Origin of the sequence: Pseudobacillus badius (assembly GCF_002189605.1) — a bacterium.
Taxonomy (GTDB): domain Bacteria; phylum Bacillota; class Bacilli; order Bacillales; family Domibacillaceae; genus Pseudobacillus; species Pseudobacillus badius.
In genome coordinates this window covers 47,603-64,721 of sequence record NZ_MWMM01000007.1, presented here as the reverse complement: position 1 = coordinate 64,721, position 17,119 = coordinate 47,603, and the positions used below count along the sequence as shown (strand labels likewise).

The following is a 17,119-nucleotide window of genomic DNA, read 5'->3' as shown; positions in this document are numbered from 1 at the left end:
ATGAAGGAGCTGATCATACCTGATAAACCGAACGATGTATCCTGGACGGATGACCAGTGGAAGGCGATCACCGCAGAAGGGCGCGATATCCTCGTTGCGGCTGCTGCCGGCTCAGGAAAGACAGCGGTTCTTGTTGAACGGATTATTCGCAAAATTACCGATAAAGAAGCACCGATAAATATCGACGAGCTGCTAATTGTCACATTTACCAATGCGGCTGCTGCTGAAATGCGCCACCGTATCGGCACAGCACTAGAAGCAGAAATGGAGAAAGATCCGTCATCTAATCATTTGCGCCGGCAGTTGACCTTATTAAATAAGGCGCCTATTTCTACTCTCCACTCTTTCTGTCTGGAAGTCATCCGCAAATATTATTATTTAATTGATGTGGACCCTGCTTTTAGAATTGCTGATGAAGGGGAGCTGGCATTGCTGCGGGAAGAAGTACTCGATGATTTTATGGAAGAAGAGTATGGCAGAGAAGGCAATGAAGGGTTTTACCAGCTTGTTGATACATTCTCAAGTGACCGCAGCGATGAAGAGCTGCAAAAAATGATCCAAACGCTGTATGACTTTTCGCAGTCCCATCCGAGACCTGATGAGTGGCTGGAGGGGCTTTCACAAATGTATGACGAAAGCGGCAGCGGGGGAATCGATCAGCTGCCGTTTATGGAGTCTTTAAAGTTTTATATTGGGCTTCAGCTTGAAGCTGCTGAAGAAATGCTCGCGGAGTGCCTGCAGATGGCCCAGATGCCTGGCGGCCCAGCTCCCCGTGAAGAAATGTTTACTGTCGAGCGGCAAACCATCTTGAGGCTTCAAGAAGCGCTTCCTTCTTGGGAGAAGCTCTATGAAGAAATGCAAAAAGTAGAGTTTAAGACGCTGAAAAGCTACAAGGGAGAAGTATATGATGAAGAATTGAAGGAGCAGTCCAAGCAGCTGCGCACGGAAGCAAAAAAGATTATTGAAAAGCTGAAAGAAGAATATTTCTCGCATCAGCCGGCAAGCTATATTAGCAGCATGAAAGAGATGAAGGAACTGATTGCTGCGCTTGCTCGCTTAGTCGGAAGATTTGCTGGCAAGTTTCAGGCCGTGAAACGCGAAAAAGGAATTGTTGATTTTAGTGATTTAGAGCATTTAGCGCTAGCTATTTTAACTGGGGAGGAAGGCGGTCCTTCTGAAGCAGCTCAGGCTTATCAGGAGCAATTTAAAGAGATTTTCCTCGATGAATACCAAGATTTTAATATTGTTCAAGAATCGATTATTCAGCTCGTAAAAACAGGAGATGAAGAGAACGGCAATGTCTTTATGGTTGGGGACGTAAAGCAAAGTATTTACCGTTTCCGCCAAGCAGAGCCTAATTTATTTTTGAGCAAGTATCGGCGCTTTTCAACAGACGGCCAATCTAGCGGCTTGCGCATTGATTTATCGCAAAACTTCCGCAGCCGTGCAGAAGTGCTGGCGGGCACAAACTTTCTGTTCAAGCAGATTATGGATGTGAAAATTGGCGAAATTGAATATGACCGTCAAGCTGAATTGGTGAAGGGAGCCGCTTATCCGGAAGAGAAGCCGTTTCCGGTAGAGGTAACGATTATCGACCAGGAAGCGGCAGGGCAGTCCGAGGATCCTGATATGAAAGACGCGGCCCAGTCTGAGCTTGAGGCGAGATGGATAGCTGGGAAAATCAAGGATCTTGTCGAGTCCAGACATCCTGTCTATGATCCGAAAACTGAAAGTGAGCGGCCGGTTGAATATCGCGATATCGTCATCTTGCTGCGTTCGATGACGTGGGCCGGTGTAATCAAGGAAGAATTTAAGCGTGCCGGCATTCCGCTTCACGCAAAAGTTGCTGGCGGCTATTTCCAAACGATGGAGATTGCTGTCATGCTTTCTTTGCTGAAGGTCATCGACAATCCGTACCAAGATATCCCGCTCGCTTCCGTGCTGCGCTCTCCCATTATGCGCTGTACGGAAAACGATCTTGCTGTTATCCGGCTGGCCTCCAAGTCAGGCTCTTACTATGAAGCAGCGAAGGCGTTTGCGGCATCTCGGCCGGAAGCGCGTTATGAGGAACTGCATGAGAAGGTGAGCAAGTTTCTTGAACAGTTAGCCGAGTGGCGTTCGTCTAGCCGCTATCAAGCTTTGTCTGCTCTCGTATGGCAGCTGTATCATGACACCCATTTTTATGATTTTGTGGGCGGCATGCCGGGCGGAAAGCAGCGCCAGGCAAACTTGCACGCCTTATATGACCGGGTGCGGCAATACGAAGAAACGTCTTTTCGGGGATTATTCCGCTTTCTCCGCTTTGTGGAACGGATGCAGGAACGCGGAGAAGACCTTGGGGAGGCCGGCGCTTTAAGTGAGCAGGAAGATGTCGTCCGCCTGATGACGATCCACGCTTCGAAAGGGCTGGAGTTTCCTGTTGTTTTCGTCGCCGGCTTGAACCGGTCGTTTAATATGACGGATTTGAATAAGAGCTATTTGCTTGATAAAGAGCTCGGCATTGGCACTAAATATGTGAATGCGGAAAAGAGAATCAGCTATCCGTCATTGCCGCAGCTGGCATTAAAGCGTAAAAAACGATTTGAGCTGCTTGCTGAAGAAATGCGTGTTTTATACGTGGCGTTAACGAGGGCAAAGGAAAAGCTGTTCTTGCTCGGTTCAGTGAAAAGCGCAGCTAAAGAAGCGGCCAAGTGGGAAAGGGCTGCGCGGCATCCGGATTGGCTTTTGGGCAGTGCAGCGAGAGTTTCAGCTAAATCTTATCTTGATTGGGTTGGTCCGGCGCTCGTCCGCCATCTTGATTATACAAAAGCAGAGCAAACCCGTCCTTCTGTGTTTGTGGATCATCCGTCAAGATGGTCCATTCAAACCGTCGACGCGGAGGCATTGCAGCCGGCATCGCTTGAGCAGACTGAGGCAAGCGGCGGTTTGCTTGAAAGGGTGCAAGCTTTTGAGCCCGTTCCTGCTTCTTCAACCTTTAAAGAGGAAATAACAGCGCGGATGAATTGGGCCTATGAATATGAAGCTGCCACTCACTTGCGGTCGAAGCAGTCTGTGTCCGATTTAAAACGGATGAATGAGATTTTCAATGAGGGAGCAGACAATGACCTTGCCCGCCATTATCAGCGACCGGTTTTTCGCCGTCCGTCCTTTATGCAGACGAAGTCGATGACACCGGCTGAGGCCGGAACTGCTCTTCACACGGTGATGCAGCATGTGCCGCTTCAGGAAGCTCCAGATGCGGCAGAGGTCGGGCAGCTGTTGCGCACGCTCGTTGCCCGCGAATTGCTGACAGAAGAGCAAGCCGCGTCTGTTGACCCGGAAAAGATAGCTTTCTTTTTCCGTACAGATATTGGCCGGGAGCTGCTGCAGGCGGAAGAGATTCATCGGGAAACACCATTTAATATGGCCATAGATGCCAGTGAGATTTATCCTGATTGGAAAGGTCCTGAAGAAGCAGTTTTAGTTCAGGGTGTGATTGATTGTTTATTTGAAAAAGGTGGAAAGCTGTATTTGCTTGATTATAAAACCGATCAAATTACAGGCCGCTTTCCTGGAGGCATGGAACAAGCCCGTCCCCTTTTAAAGAAGCGTTATGAGGTGCAAATTCAATTGTATGCCCAGGCTGTAGAACGCATCTGGAAGCGAAAAGTAGATTATAAGCTCCTGTTCTTTTTTGATGGAGGTTATTTGCTTCCGATTGAATAACTACAAAAGCTGTCCCCAGGGCGGGACAGCTCAGACTGCAGACAAACTCAATGAAAATGGAGGTTTGTCTGCAGTCTTTTTTATTTTGCTGATGGCTGCAGGTGTTCTTTGCAGGGGTGCTTTTTGACGAGACGATCTTTTGTAGTAATGGTATGATGAGAACGATGATGCAAAGAAGAAGGGAGAAAGACAGGTGTGCAGTTAGCTCCATTGAAACAAGAAGAGCGGATCACCGCATTAGACAGCTTGCGGGGTTTTGCGCTTTTAGGCATTTTTTTAGTAAATATGCTTTCATTTCATTCCCCGTATTTTTACTATGACCCTTTTGAATGGTGGAAGGAAGCAGAAAACTTCTGGCATTACCGCTGGATTGACATTTTGGTCCAGGCAAGCTTTTACCCGCTGTTTGCTATGATGTTTGGTTTCGGAACGGCGATGCAGCGAGAGAATGCAATGAAGAGGGGACAATCATTTACGCCTATAGGCATCCGGCGTTTTTCCTTTTTACTGCTTATTGGCATCCTCCATGCGTTTCTTATTTGGCCGGGGGATATTTTAATCAATTATGCGATTTTTGGGTTTTTGCTGTTGCTGTTTTTACGGCTTTCTGGAAAAATATTAATTATCATCGGCAGTGCGTTGCTTTTGCTGCCAAACTTATTTTTTGGCATTTTGTTCATTATGATGGCGGCAGTTGATCCGACAAGTGCTGTACATTGGACAGATATTGCAAGCATTGAAAACTCAATCGCTGCTTATGGCAGCGGCACATTCGCCGAAATTACGAAGCAGCGGGCGGCTGATTGGCTTGCAGGCAATGAACCTGGCGTTTTTTGGGTGCAGCTGGTCGCCATTTTTCCGCACTTTTTAATTGGGGCAGGCGCTCAGAAATTAAACTTATTTAAAAAAGGTCAGGAGCGCCCTGCTGCTGCTTTTGCTGCTTTTGTTACGTTTTTTGCCACAGGGGTCATCCTGAAGGCGCTGCCTTATGTGATTGAACCGAATCTGGCTTATGTGTATATCCAGGATTCGATTGGCGGGCCGCTGCTGGCTGTCAGCTATGCTGCACTCGTTATCGGACTCAGTTCAATGAAGAGAACTGGCGCGCTCTTAAAGCCGTTTGCAGCGGCAGGGAGAATGTCATTGACGAACTATTTGCTGCAATCAGTAATTGGAACGCTGATTTTCTACCATTATGGATTAGGGTTATACGGACAAATCAAGCTGTCGACGGGCGTTTGGCTTGCCGTTGCTATTTTTGCCGCTCAAGTGCTCTTATCGGAGTTCTGGCTGTCTAAATTCAAGCGGGGACCGATGGAGGCATTGTGGCGCAAGGTGACCTACGGGTTGCAAAGAGAAGAAAAGCAAGTGAACACTAAAGGGGGATGAAGTAATGAAATTTGTCAGTTATCGTGTCGATCAAAGAGAAACCTATGGGGTATATGTCGAGGAAGAACAAACGATTTGGAATTTGCAAGTGTTAGAGGAAAGCGTGACAGGGGCACGCACGCTGCCCGATACACTGCTTGAGGCAATTGGCTCTAGAATGGAGTTAACAGAACGGGTGAAGCAATGGATAGAAGCAGCTGGTGACAAAGACAAACAATCAGCAGCTGTCTCCGCGGCAGAAGTAGAATGGCTCGCTCCTATTCCTCGTCCAGCCAAGAATGTGATGTGCATCGGCAAAAACTATCGGGATCATGCCATTGAAATGGGCGGAGAAGAAAGCATACCAAAGGACTTGATGGTGTTTACAAAGGCGCCAACAGCAGTTATTGCCGCAAATGAGGCGATCCCGGCATATGAGGGACTGACGGATGCGCTTGATTATGAGGGAGAGCTTGGAGTCATTATTGGCAAGAAAGGCAAAGGGATTTCCAGGGAAGAAGCATTGGATTATATTTTCGGCTATACCATTATTAACGATGTGACAGCACGTGACCTTCAAAAACGCCATAAGCAGTTTTTTATCGGAAAAAGCTTGGACGGTACTTGTCCGATGGGGCCATGGATTGTTTCGAAAGATGAGATTGCTGATCCGCACTGTTTAGATATTGAAACGAAGGTGAATGGGGAAGTTCGCCAGCAGTCGAATACAAAGCATTTTATTTTCCCGATTGATGAAATTATTTCGACATTGTCTAAAGGCATGACGCTTGAACCGGGAGATGTGATTGCTACAGGCACGCCTGCTGGAGTCGGGCAAGGAATGAATCCTCCGGGGCTTTTAAAGGCAGGAGATATCATTGACATCAATATTGAACAAATTGGTACATTATCAAACAAAGTCCAATAATGCTTGCACAACATTTCCTTCTCTTCTGCCAAAATGATACTATAGAAAAGAAAAAGCAGAAAGGAGGGAATTTAAATGGAAAGCTTATTTTTTAACAGCACCCATTTACATATTACAACTTGGGTCATCGCGATTATTTTATTCTTTATTGCGGTCGGCAGATATTCTACGGGTGCTCATATGGCATTGAGATTGTTTTATATTCTTGTATTAGTTACAGGCTTGCTGCTATTTATTAAACACCATGGCATAAATGATATGCTTTACGGCATGAAAATGCTTGCCGGCATTTTGACAATCGGACTTATGGAGATGGTGCTGGTTCGAAAGAAAAAAGGAAAAGAGACGAGCAAGCTGCTGATCGGCGCAGTGATTTTGCTGATTGTTACTCTTTACTTAGGATTTAAACTGCCGATGGGCTTGAATTTCTTTGCTTAATGCTGAAAAAAGCTGTACCCGCTGTTATAGGCAGGGACAGCTTTTTTTATGTTAAAATAGGTTAAAGTGAAAACAAACGGATCGCTTCAAGCAGCTGCTGAGAAAGAAGGGGTAAAATGAGGCGCTTGGCAGCCAATGAACAGGCTATCTATCTTGTCCTAGTGATGATCGCTGCGTGGTCAGGCTTTTGTATGACGAACGAAAAGCTGAAAATTGCAGTGAATGGTTCTGTGCTCGTGATGGTTGTGGCGATTAAAGTATTAGTCTATTTGCATAAGCGGAAATCGAAGAATGACTAAAAAGCCATGCATCCACCGGAAAAAAGAAAAGCTGAGAAAAAGCAAGCAAAAGAGCTATAAAAGAGCGCTGAAAACCCAGAAGACTAAACATAAACACAGAGGCACATCATGCGCGCTTGATCATAACTGGCTGTTTCATCACCAGTTATTTTTTATGGTTTGAACCATTAACCAGGCAAAGCCTGGTTTTATTTTCTCATTTATTGTAGATTTGTTGAACTTTCTTTTTTTGAGTTTGACGGCTGTCCTGGAAAAGCGTAATCTTAGAAGCGGTACGATCATTTTTTGGAGGGGGAAGCGGAAGTGAAAAAGAAGCTGTTTTCGCTCGTCTTATTACCGTTTCTTCTTTTATACGCCTTTCCTGTCAGCGCTGTAGAAAAAGAAGAACGAATGTGGCAAGATGAAACAATGTATTATTTAATGACTGATCGTTTTCATAATGGTAATAGCAAAAATGATAAAGAGATTAATAATAATGACCTGCGCGCTTATCAAGGCGGAGATTTCGCCGGCGTAGCCGATAAGCTGGACTATTTGCATGATATGGGCTTTACTTCTCTTATCATCAGCCCGGTTTTTGAAAACGCCAAGGGCGGATATCATGGTTACTGGATCACTGATTTTTACCAAACCAATAAACAGTTTGGTTCCCTGAAAGAGCTGAAGCATCTTGTGAAAGAGGCACATGACCGGGACATGAAAGTCATTGTTGATTTTCCGATTAGACAAGTCAGCCCGTCCCACCCATGGGTGAAGGACCCAGCTAAGGCAGACTGGTTTCAAACAACAAGCGGCAAAACGGAAGAAGACTGGCTTGGCCCAATGGCTATTCTTAACCTTGAAAACAAGGCAGTTCAGCAGGAAATGACGAAGGCTGGCCAATGGTGGATCAAGAAAGCCGGCGTAGACGGCTACTACTTAAGTGATTCTGCTGAGGCTCCCCTTGCATTTCTTCAGAGCTTTTCGAAAGAAATGAAGCAGCAAAAGAAAGACTTCTTTTTGCTTGGCGGGAGCGGGAAGAAGTCCAGCGTGAAGCAGTTCGAACGTTCTGGACTGGACAGCGTGATGAATGCGGAGCTGGCTGCTCAGCTGCAGGAGCAGTTTAAAAATGTGAAGCAGCCTTCTGATGAGGGAACGAAGCTCGTTGACGAAGCGGCAAAACAAGAAAAAGCCATCTTGTCAGCCAACTATTTAGATTCCATTAAGACCGCCCGCTTTACAAAGAAAGCGGTAGAGGAAAATATGTTCCCGGGTACGCGCTGGATGATGGGGCTAACTTATCTGTATACTGTCCCTGGGGTGCCGGTTGTTTACTACGGCTCAGAAGTGGCGCTTAATGGAGAAGAAGGAGCGGAAAGCCACCGTTTGCTCAGCTTCAAAGAAGACCAGGAGCTGGTTGAATACATCAAAAAAATCGGCGAACTGCGGCAGAAGCTGCCGGCATTAACCCGAGGTTCGTATGAGCCGATTTACGATAAGGATGGAATGACGGTCTTTAAACGCCAGTATAAAGATGAAACATTGATCGTGGCTGTCAACAATTCAGATAAAACACAAAAAGTGGCAGTTCCCGCTGAAGAGCTTGACGACAACAAGGAACTGCGCGGACTGCTAGAAGGCGGACTGGCCCGTCCAGAGAACGGAAAGTTTTCGCTCATTCTTGACAGAGAGACGGCGGAAATTTATGCGTTGACTGAAAAGGCTGGTGCAAATAAACTGTTTATTGCCGCTCTGGCTGCCGTCTATATTATTTTTATGACCTTCCTTTACTTAGTATGGAAGCGGGGAAGAGCCTCCCGCAAATCTTCATAAAGAAGCAAGACTGCCATAAGCGCCGTTTACTCGCGGCAGCTTCATGGCAGTCTTTTTTAGTGTTCTTTCTTATCCGTTAACAACCGTTCCTCCGTTGACGTGAATCATTTGTCCTGAAATATAGCTGGAATCTTTGCTGGCGAGAAAAACATAGGCGGGAGCCAGTTCGTCAGGCTGTCCGGCGCGCCCGAATGGGGTGTCGGAACCAAACTTTTCTACTTTTTCAGCTGAAAAAGTAGAAGGAATCAGAGGCGTCCAAATAGGCCCCGGCGCCACACCGTTTACGCGAATGCCGTCTTTAGCCAGCGAGCCGGCAAGAGAACGGGTAAAGGAGACGATTGCTCCTTTGGTCGCCGAGTAATCAATGAGCGCTGGATTGCCTTGATAGGCGGTGATAGAAGCTGTATTAATAATGCTTGCCCCTTTTTTCAAGTGAGGGAGCGCGGCTTTTGTCATATAAAAGTAGCCAAAAATGTTTGTGCGGAAGGTTTTTTCCAGCTGCTCGGCTGTAATATCCAGCAGGCTGTTTTGCGGATGCTGTTCGCCCGCATTATTGACAAGCACGTCAATTTGTCCGAATGTATCAAGTGTTTTCTGAATGGCTTCTTTACAAAAATCTTCAGAACCAATGTCGCCGGAAATGAGCAGACATTGCCGGCCTTCCTGCTCGATCAGCTTTTTTGTTTCCTTCGCATCTTCGTGTTCTTCTAAGTAAACAATCGCCACATCGGCCCCTTCCCGGGCAAAATAGACGGCCGCCGCCCGGCCAATGCCGCTGTCAGCACCTGTCAGCAAGGCTTTTTTTCCTTCTAGCTTGCCGCTTCCTTTATAATTGTTGTCAATATGATCAGGCTGCGGATTCATCAGCTCAGTTTTACCAGGCTGTACGTCTTGGTGCTGCTTAGGAAAGGTTTGCTTTTGTTCACTCATCTAATCACTCCTTCTGTAAATTCGTTATCCACTGTATGTTTACCCGGAGTGTCTGTATTTAACCATGAGAAAACCGGCAGGAAGGGCTCCGGCCGGTTCATAACAATATTAGCGAAAGTTTACAAATTGCACATCAACCGTCAAATCGGTTTCGCGGACTGCAGCCATCACTTTTTGCAAATCATCTTTATTCTTGCCGGTGACACGCAGCTGATCGCCTTGGATTTGAGACTTCACTTTAAGTCCGCTGTCTTTAATCAGGGCATTGATTTTCTTTGATGTTTCTTTATCAATCCCTTGGACTAACTTAGCGCGCTGGCGGACAGTGCCGCCTGAAGCGCCTTCTATTTTTCCGTAATCTAAATTTTTAACGGGAACCGCCCGTTTAATTAATTTGCTGAGCAGGACATCTTTCAATTGCTCCAGCTTAAACTCATCGTCGGAAGTAAGCACGATTTCTTCATTATCGAGAGACAGGTTGCTTTTGCTTCCTTTAAAGTCGTAACGGGTTTGAATTTCTTTTAATGCTTGAGTAATTGCATTTGTTACCTCTGAAAAATCAACTTTTGAAACAATATCAAATGAATTTTCTTTAGCCATTTCTTTTCCGCCTTTCTATTTGTTATCTTTAAGAGGATAGATCTGCATTTAAGAAAAATAAAGCAATGGTGCCTGGTCCGGCATGAGAGGCGATAGCTGATCCAATAATATGGGTAAAGATCTCTTGACAGTGAAACCGTTCATTGATCATGGATTTCAGCAGTTCCGCAGCCTCGGGATCGTCGCCGTGGCTGATAGCGATTCGCTGGCTGCTCAAATGTACGCCGCGCTGTTCCATTATATCGAGCATGCGATTAAATGCTTTTTTTCGGCCGCGGATCTTTTCAATCGGGATCAGCTTTCCGTCTTCGACATGAAGAATCGGTTTAATGTTTAATAGCCCGCCAATCCAAGCGGCTCCATTGGAAAGACGGCCGCCTTTGGCCAGGTGGCCCAAATCTTCAACAGTAAAAATGTGCTCCATGTGTTGACAATGGAATTGAATGTCCGCTACAATATCCTCCTTCGGCCATCCTTTTTGCAGACACTCAGCCGCCTGTCTGACAATCAAACCGTAGCCTAGGGAGGCGGCTTTTGTATCAATAATGGTCAGGTCAAGGTCAGAATATTTCTCTTGTACTTGATCACGAACCATTACAGCAGTTTGGTATGTACCGGAGAGGGCAGAAGAGAAGGCAAGATAAATACCTGGTTCGCCGCTCTCAGCAAGTTCTGTAAATAGCTTTTCAAGCAGAAGCGGGGAAGCTTGGGAAGTTTTTGGCATTTCTCCTTGGCGAATAGCCTCGTATACTTTTTTGGGATTAATGCCTTTTATATCTTCATAGTCTTCACCGTACAAATGAACACGAAGCGGAATGAGTGTGACCTGATGGCTATCAAAAAAATCGAGCGGCAGATCACAGCCTGAATCAGCAAATAGCTTCATTTGTTGAATACCCCCTTTATCTGTAATAATTGTAAAGGCTTCATCGAAAAATAACAATTAAATTTACCCCCGGCTGCAAAAGCAGCGGAGCAAGGAGGAGAGAAGTTGGTAAAAGAGTCTGTTTGGAGTGTAACTAAGAAAGTGATTATGGTGGTCATTGGCGCTTTTTTAAATGCCCTGTCCATGAATTTTTTCCTTATTCCGGCCAATGTATATGCCAGCGGATTTCAAGGCGTAGCCCAGCTGTTGTCAAACATTTTTACTTCCTTTACGCCGATTAGCATATCGGTAGGTTTTTTACTGGTCTTATTAAATATTCCTGTAGCAATTCTCGGCTGGATGAAAGTTGGAAAGTCCTTTACCATTTTCAGCTTTTTGTCTGTTGTCATCACGACGATCTTCCTTGAGCTGATACCGGTCAAAGCTTTATCCGAGGACATTATTTTAAATGCTGTTTTCGGCGGTGTGATCGGAGCAACAGGCGTTGGCCTCACCTTAAAATGGGGGGCTTCGACTGGCGGTCTTGACATTGTGGCTATGATTCTTTCAAGAATGAAGGACCGGCCGATCGGGAATTATTTTCTCATTATGAACGGGGTAATCATTGCACTCGCCGGCTTGATTTTCGGCTGGGAGAAAGCATTATATACATTGGTGGCATTATATGTTTCCACGCGTGTAGTAGATGCGATTCATACGCGCCATGCCAAGCTGACTGCCATGATTATTACGGATAAATCGGAAGAAGTAAAAACGGCGATTCATGCCAAGCTTGTCCGGGGAATTACAGTCGTACCGGCAAAAGGAGCGTTTTCAGGCAAGGAACGCGAAATGCTGATCATTGTCATTACCAGATATGAACTGTATGACTTGGAAAGAATTTTAAAAGAAGTCGATCCGAATGCTTTTACCAACATTGTAGAAACGGCAGGAATTTTCGGCTTTTTCAGAAAAGAGTAAAGACGAGAGAAACGCCGGCTTGTACGCATAAAAAGCGTACGATACCGGCGTTTCTTACATGGCAGACTTTTCATCCGCCGCCAAGTTTAATTTATGCTCCAAAAAGGCGGCAACCCCGTCTTCTTCGTTAGTTAAAGTAATTTCGTTGGCAATGTTTTTGAGCTCATTGATGGCATTGCCCATTGCCACGCCGGTTCCGGCATACTCAATCATTTCTAAATCATTGTCCTCATCGCCAAACGCGATAATCCGCTCTTTAGGAATATTTAAGTCAGCTGCCGCCCGCTGAATGCCGATCGCTTTATTCAAGCCTAATTTTACAAGCTCAATGACGTGCCACGGAGCATTCCATCGTCTATGGTGAATGACTTCGGCATGTACCTCGCTTAAATGGCCGCGAATCAACGGAGCTGTTTTTTCGGTAGCCTGGATCAGCATGCAAGTAGGATCATCCATGAGCATTTGACGCAAATCGCCGGTTGTAACGGCGGGATTGCCCAGATTGAACAGATTGATGAGCCGTTCATCATGATAATGAAAATACAAATCATCCTGCACTTCGGCAATGATATTGTGAAAGTCGAAGTCATGGCAGGCATCTACGATTTCGGCAGCCGTTTTCAGATCCATCGGTTCATGGTACAGTCCCCAGCTATTATTTCTTGGATGATGCACAAAGGCGCCATTGAAATTTACCATTGGCGTGACAAGACCTAACTCTTGATAATAAAGCCCGCTGGAACGATAAGGCCGCCCGGTGGCAATCATTACTTCATGGCCTTGCTCCATTGCTTTTCTCAGCACCTTTTTTGTACGGACAGAGATTTTTTTGTCATCTGTCAGCAACGTGCCGTCTAAATCGACGACGATTAAATGTTTTTCAGCCATTGACCTGAAGACACTCCCTTTCATCGTTTTCTTTTTTAAGTGTACGCTTAATTCCATACTTATGTCCAATGAAGCCTAGTTATTTGCATGAAATTTACCTGTTGGCTGGAAAATAAGCGTTACAGGTGATAATTTGTCCCAAGCTTTGTTATCATAAGGATAATGCGAAGCCAGAAGGAGGAAGAAAATAATGGAGCAGGATTTAAAAGAAAATATTTTGGGAGCGCTGGAGCAAGTAATCGATCCTGAGCTTGGTATTGACATTGTCAATCTTGGCCTGGTGTATGATGTTGATATGGATGAATCCGGACATACAAAAATAACGATGACGTTGACTTCCATGGGCTGTCCGCTTGCCGGGGTCATTGTCGACCAGGTAAAGGCGGCGCTTGCTGATATTCCGGAAGTGAAGGATGCAGAAGTGGATATCGTCTGGAATCCGCCATGGTCCCGGGATAAAATGTCCCGCTACGCTAAAATTGCGCTCGGCATTCAATAAGAAAAAACTGCCCGCAGAGATACTTGCGGGCAGTTTTTTTGTATTTGACAGCACCGGCAGCTGACTAATTAAAGAAAGATCAGCGCGAGCGGTCCGACGATAAAGCAATAAATGGCGAAGTATTTCAAATTCCCTTGCGCCATGATATTCATGAACCATTTTAAAGAAAAATAAGACATGACGAATGAACCGATGAAAGCTACTGTATAAGGAATGGCCAGTTCTTGCAAATTAGGGTTGCCAAGAATGTCCGAGAAGCCTAAAATCATGCCGCCGACGCTGACCGGAATAAACAACAGAAAGGAAAAGCGAAGAGCGGTTTCTTGCTTCATGCCAAGTCCCATAGCAGCTACAATTGTGGCTCCGGAACGGCTGATGCCGGGAATGAGGGCAATCGCCTGGGCACAGCCGATAATAATGGCGTCTCTCATACGCATGTCGCCATCGTTCTTGCGTCCCCGCAAATTACGAATCGTCCATAAGGCGATTCCCGTAATGATCAGTGTAATGGCTACCGTGCGCACACTGGATAATTGCTGCTCGATAAAGTCGCCGAATACGACGCCGATGACTCCCGCAGGAATCGTGGCAATAATTAAATAGATAATAAACATGAACTCGGACCGGTCTTCAGGCTGCCGGGTTTTTACATAATTCAGCCCGTTTGTTGCCAGCCGCATGATATCGGCGCGGTAAATAACGAGCACGGCAAGCAAGGAAGCAGAGTTGACGAGCAGTTCAAAGGAAAGATCCTTCATTTCTATCCCGAAAAAGTGCTTAGCCAGCTGTAAATGACCGCTTGAAGAGATCGGAATGGGTTCAGTAAATCCTTGAAACAAACCTAAAAATAAATATTTTAATAGCAAATAAGCATGATCCACAATAAAATCCTCCGTTTAATCCATTTCGCTAGAGTGATAGGGCAGCATAAGCCCGCTTCTTGATTGATCGGCACAATAAAGATAAAGGAGTCCAAGACGAATAAGGCATTCACTTTTATACTTTAGCATGATTGGGAAAGAAAGTATAAAGATATCCTTTTTTACAAGCAGTTCATTCAATCAAATTTCTTTGCTAGTCCCCCTTATCGCTTTACATTTTATGTGATCAGCCTCTATAATTTAATAAAAGGTCAAAAAAGGTCAAAAGAGGTGGAGAGAGTTGGATATCGAACGGATGACGTTATCAGTGCAGGAAGCGTTGGCAGGGGCCCAAAGGATAGCGGAAGAGAATCAGCATACAGAAATTGACTTAGCCCATTTTTTGCTCGCGCTGATCGACCGCCCGGATAGCCTGATGGCAAGAATTATTGAAAGGACAGGCAGTCAGCCGGCTCGTTGGCTGGAATTTCTTCGAGGCGAACTGCCTAAGAAACCGTCCATTGCCGGATCGGGAGTAAAGTATGGAGCTTACCTTACAGCGGCTTTGCAATCAGCCTTGAATGAAGCGGAACGGTTAAAAGAAAAATGGGAGGATGACTATCTTTCTGTCGAGCATATTGCATCGATCCTCCCTGGCACCACCGATTACGCGATCAACAGTTTTTTGCAGAAGGAACAGCTTACACAGGAAAAAATCAATGAAGCAATCAAAGAAATAAGGGGGAATCAAAAGGTGACATCACAACAGCCGGAAGCAGGATATGAAGCATTAAAAAAATACGGACGGGATTTAGTGGAAGAGGTTCGTTCCGGAAAGATTGACCCGGTGATTGGCCGTGATAATGAAATTCGCCATGTGATTCGCATTCTTTCCCGAAAGACAAAAAATAATCCGGTCTTAATTGGAGAGCCCGGGGTTGGGAAAACGGCTATTGTGGAAGGATTAGCACAGCGGATTGTCCGTAAAGATGTGCCGGAAGGGCTGAAAGACAAAACAATTTTCGCCCTTGATATGAGTGCGCTGATTGCGGGCGCAAAATTCCGCGGAGAATTTGAAGAGAGGCTGAAGGCTGTTTTAAACGAGATCAAAAAAAGCGATGGACGCATCTTATTGTTTATTGATGAACTTCATACAATCGTTGGAGCCGGAAAGACAGAAGGGGCCATGGATGCCGGAAACATGCTAAAGCCAATGCTTGCCCGCGGAGAGCTGCACTGCATTGGTGCAACTACGCTTGAAGAACACCGGAAATATATTGAAAAAGATCCGGCGTTAGAGCGCCGCTTCCAGCAGGTGCTCGTTCAAGAGCCGACACCGGAAGATACCATTTCCATTTTACGCGGCTTAAAGGAACGCTTTGAAATTCACCATGGCGTCAAGATCCATGACCGGGCGCTTGTTGCCGCCGCCGTGTTATCCAACAGATACATTACCGACCGTTTCCTGCCTGATAAAGCGATCGATTTAGTGGATGAGGCATGTGCCACCATCCGGACAGAAATTGATTCTATGCCGAGCGAACTAGATGAAGTGACCCGGCGTGTCATGCAGCTGGAAATTGAAGAAGCGGCTTTGCAGAAAGAGACAGATATATCCAGCAAGGAAAGGCTGGAGCAGCTGCAAGAAGAGCTGGCGAATTTAAAAGAGAAAGCTGCTGAAATGAGAGCGCGCTGGGAGGCTGAAAAAGGAGCAATCGGGCAAGTTCAGGAGAAAAGAGAGCTTCTTGAACGGCTGAGAAGGGAACTGGAGGATGCTGAAGGCCGTTATGATTTAAACAAGGCTGCTGAGCTTCGCCATGGGAAAATCCCGGCTGTTGAGAAAGAACTGGCTCACTTGGAAGAAGAAATGGAGAAAGCGAACGAAAGTGAGAACCGTTTGCTGCGAGAGGAAGTCACAGAAGAGGAAATTGCTGATATCGTTGCCCGCTGGACCGGCATCCCGGTTACCAAGCTGGTCGAAGGAGAACGGGAAAAGCTGCTGCGCTTAGAGAGCATTATGCATGAGCGGGTCGTCGGACAAGATGAAGCAGTTCAACTGGTCAGCGACGCCGTCCTCCGTGCCCGGGCAGGAATTAAAGATCCAAACCGGCCTATCGGTTCCTTTATCTTTTTAGGACCGACTGGCGTAGGGAAAACGGAGCTCGCCAAAACACTTGCGAATACACTGTTTGATAGCGAGGAACAAATGATTCGCATTGATATGTCCGAGTATATGGAAAAGCATGCGGTATCCCGCTTAATCGGCGCTCCTCCCGGATATGTCGGCTTTGAAGAAGGCGGTCAGCTGACAGAGGCGCTGCGCAGAAAGCCGTATTCGGTTGTGCTGCTTGATGAAATTGAAAAAGCGCACCCGGAAGTATTCAATATTTTGCTTCAGATGCTCGATGACGGACGGATTACTGATTCCCAAGGGCGGACGGTCGACTGCAAGAATACAGTAGTCATCATGACATCGAATATTGGCTCCGAGTATTTGCTGGACCGCAAAGAGAATGAGGAAGAGATCCAAGAGGCAACGAAGGAAAAAGTGATGCGGCAGCTTCGCAGTCATTTCCGGCCGGAATTTTTAAACCGTGTGGATGACATTGTCCTCTTTAAGCCGTTAAGTCTCGAAAATATTAAAGGCATTGCTGAGCGAATGGTCAATGACTTAAAGCGCCGGCTGGAAGATCAGCAAATCAGCCTTGTTTTGACTGAAAAAGCGAAAGAGTTTATTGCACAGGAAGGGTTTGACCCGGTGTATGGAGCACGGCCGCTGAAGCGGTTTATCCAGCATCAAATTGAAACGAAGCTGGCACGCGCCATTATTTCCGGCGATATTCTTCCTCATAGTGAAGCGGTAGTGGATGCGGAAAATGGAGAGCTTGTCATTAAATAAAACCTGATTAAACCAAAAAAAGCGGCTGCTTGGGCAGCCGCTTTAAA

Annotated in this window: 14 protein-coding genes; 9 read left to right on the top strand and 5 right to left on the bottom strand. The window is 46.0% G+C overall.

Annotated elements, in window-relative coordinates:
• From addA to B1A98_RS12730, 6 genes are all read left to right on the top strand, one after another.
• Complete coding sequence (addA, locus tag B1A98_RS12755; protein ID WP_063383910.1) at positions 1-3,705, top strand: helicase-exonuclease AddAB subunit AddA; 3,705 nt, start codon at positions 1-3, stop codon at positions 3,703-3,705.
• Positions 3,706-3,900: 195 nt separating this feature from the next.
• The gene (locus tag B1A98_RS12750) at positions 3,901-5,094 is read left to right on the top strand and encodes a DUF418 domain-containing protein (RefSeq protein WP_063383911.1); all 1,194 of its coding nucleotides are present in this window, start codon (positions 3,901-3,903) and stop codon (positions 5,092-5,094) included.
• A 4-nt stretch (positions 5,095-5,098) separates the two neighbouring features.
• Positions 5,099-6,001: a fumarylacetoacetate hydrolase family protein gene (locus B1A98_RS12745; protein ID WP_063383912.1), complete on the top strand. Its 903-nt coding sequence runs from the start codon at positions 5,099-5,101 to the stop codon at positions 5,999-6,001.
• Between the two features lie 75 nt (positions 6,002-6,076).
• Entirely contained in the window at positions 6,077-6,439 is a 363-nt protein-coding gene (locus B1A98_RS12740; protein WP_041099181.1) for a YisL family protein, read from the top strand.
• 116 nt (positions 6,440-6,555) lie between these two features.
• Positions 6,556-6,738 (top strand): hypothetical protein, encoded by a 183-nt coding sequence (locus B1A98_RS12735; RefSeq protein WP_063383913.1) that lies wholly within the window; start codon positions 6,556-6,558, stop codon positions 6,736-6,738.
• Positions 6,739-7,041: 303 nt separating this feature from the next.
• Complete coding sequence (locus B1A98_RS12730; RefSeq protein ID WP_063383914.1) at positions 7,042-8,550, top strand: alpha-amylase family glycosyl hydrolase; 1,509 nt, start codon at positions 7,042-7,044, stop codon at positions 8,548-8,550.
• A 69-nt stretch (positions 8,551-8,619) separates the two neighbouring features.
• Here the strand turns inward: B1A98_RS12730 and B1A98_RS12725 are convergent, their stop codons facing one another.
• The 3 genes from B1A98_RS12725 to B1A98_RS12715 all read right to left on the bottom strand — a co-directional run bounded on the left by B1A98_RS12725 (position 8,620) and on the right by B1A98_RS12715 (position 11,023).
• The gene (locus tag B1A98_RS12725) at positions 8,620-9,480 is read right to left on the bottom strand and encodes an SDR family oxidoreductase (RefSeq protein WP_063383915.1); all 861 of its coding nucleotides are present in this window, start codon (positions 9,478-9,480) and stop codon (positions 8,620-8,622) included.
• 108 nt (positions 9,481-9,588) lie between these two features.
• Positions 9,589-10,080 carry a YajQ family cyclic di-GMP-binding protein gene (locus tag B1A98_RS12720; protein ID WP_063383916.1) on the bottom strand — a complete coding sequence of 164 codons (492 nt, stop codon included), beginning with the start codon at positions 10,078-10,080 and terminating at the stop codon, positions 9,589-9,591.
• 28 nt (positions 10,081-10,108) lie between these two features.
• Positions 10,109-11,023 (bottom strand): DegV family protein, encoded by a 915-nt coding sequence (locus B1A98_RS12715; RefSeq protein ID WP_305954917.1) that lies wholly within the window; start codon positions 11,021-11,023, stop codon positions 10,109-10,111.
• A 90-nt stretch (positions 11,024-11,113) separates the two neighbouring features.
• On the opposite strand from B1A98_RS12715, the gene B1A98_RS12710 reads away from it, so the two are divergent.
• Positions 11,114-11,926, top strand: a complete 813-nt coding sequence (locus B1A98_RS12710; protein WP_041100230.1) for a YitT family protein — start codon at positions 11,114-11,116, stop codon at positions 11,924-11,926.
• Positions 11,927-11,980: 54 nt separating this feature from the next.
• On the opposite strand, the gene B1A98_RS12705 is transcribed toward B1A98_RS12710, so the two are convergent.
• Complete coding sequence (locus B1A98_RS12705; RefSeq protein WP_041099193.1) at positions 11,981-12,814, bottom strand: Cof-type HAD-IIB family hydrolase; 834 nt, start codon at positions 12,812-12,814, stop codon at positions 11,981-11,983.
• A 190-nt stretch (positions 12,815-13,004) separates the two neighbouring features.
• Here B1A98_RS12705 and B1A98_RS12700 point away from each other — a divergent pair, with 190 nt between their 5' ends.
• Positions 13,005-13,313: a metal-sulfur cluster assembly factor gene (locus tag B1A98_RS12700; protein WP_063383917.1), complete on the top strand. Its 309-nt coding sequence runs from the start codon at positions 13,005-13,007 to the stop codon at positions 13,311-13,313.
• Positions 13,314-13,381: 68 nt separating this feature from the next.
• Here B1A98_RS12700 and B1A98_RS12695 read toward each other — a convergent pair whose 3' ends face one another.
• Positions 13,382-14,194 (bottom strand): undecaprenyl-diphosphate phosphatase, encoded by an 813-nt coding sequence (locus tag B1A98_RS12695; protein ID WP_063383918.1) that lies wholly within the window; start codon positions 14,192-14,194, stop codon positions 13,382-13,384.
• Positions 14,195-14,474: 280 nt separating this feature from the next.
• Between B1A98_RS12695 and clpB the strand changes: the two genes are divergently transcribed.
• Positions 14,475-17,072, top strand: a complete 2,598-nt coding sequence (gene clpB, locus B1A98_RS12690; protein WP_063383919.1) for an ATP-dependent chaperone ClpB — start codon at positions 14,475-14,477, stop codon at positions 17,070-17,072.
• Positions 17,073-17,119: the final 47 nt, after the last annotated feature.

What these genes read in the sequence shown, in the direction of transcription:
- addA (WP_063383910.1), top strand. Translation starts at nt 1, where the DNA reads ATGAAGGAGCTGATCATACCTGATAAACCGAACGATGTATCCTGGACG.
- B1A98_RS12745 (WP_063383912.1), top strand. Translation starts at nt 5,099, where the DNA reads ATGAAATTTGTCAGTTATCGTGTCGATCAAAGAGAAACCTATGGGGTA.
- B1A98_RS12740 (WP_041099181.1), top strand. Translation starts at nt 6,077, where the DNA reads ATGGAAAGCTTATTTTTTAACAGCACCCATTTACATATTACAACTTGG.
- B1A98_RS12735 (WP_063383913.1), top strand. Translation starts at nt 6,556, where the DNA reads ATGAGGCGCTTGGCAGCCAATGAACAGGCTATCTATCTTGTCCTAGTG.
- B1A98_RS12725 (WP_063383915.1), bottom strand. Translation starts at nt 9,480, where the DNA reads ATGAGTGAACAAAAGCAAACCTTTCCTAAGCAGCACCAAGACGTACAG.
- B1A98_RS12720 (WP_063383916.1), bottom strand. Translation starts at nt 10,080, where the DNA reads ATGGCTAAAGAAAATTCATTTGATATTGTTTCAAAAGTTGATTTTTCA.
- B1A98_RS12710 (WP_041100230.1), top strand. Translation starts at nt 11,114, where the DNA reads ATGGTGGTCATTGGCGCTTTTTTAAATGCCCTGTCCATGAATTTTTTC.
- B1A98_RS12705 (WP_041099193.1), bottom strand. Translation starts at nt 12,814, where the DNA reads ATGGCTGAAAAACATTTAATCGTCGTCGATTTAGACGGCACGTTGCTG.
- B1A98_RS12700 (WP_063383917.1), top strand. Translation starts at nt 13,005, where the DNA reads ATGGAGCAGGATTTAAAAGAAAATATTTTGGGAGCGCTGGAGCAAGTA.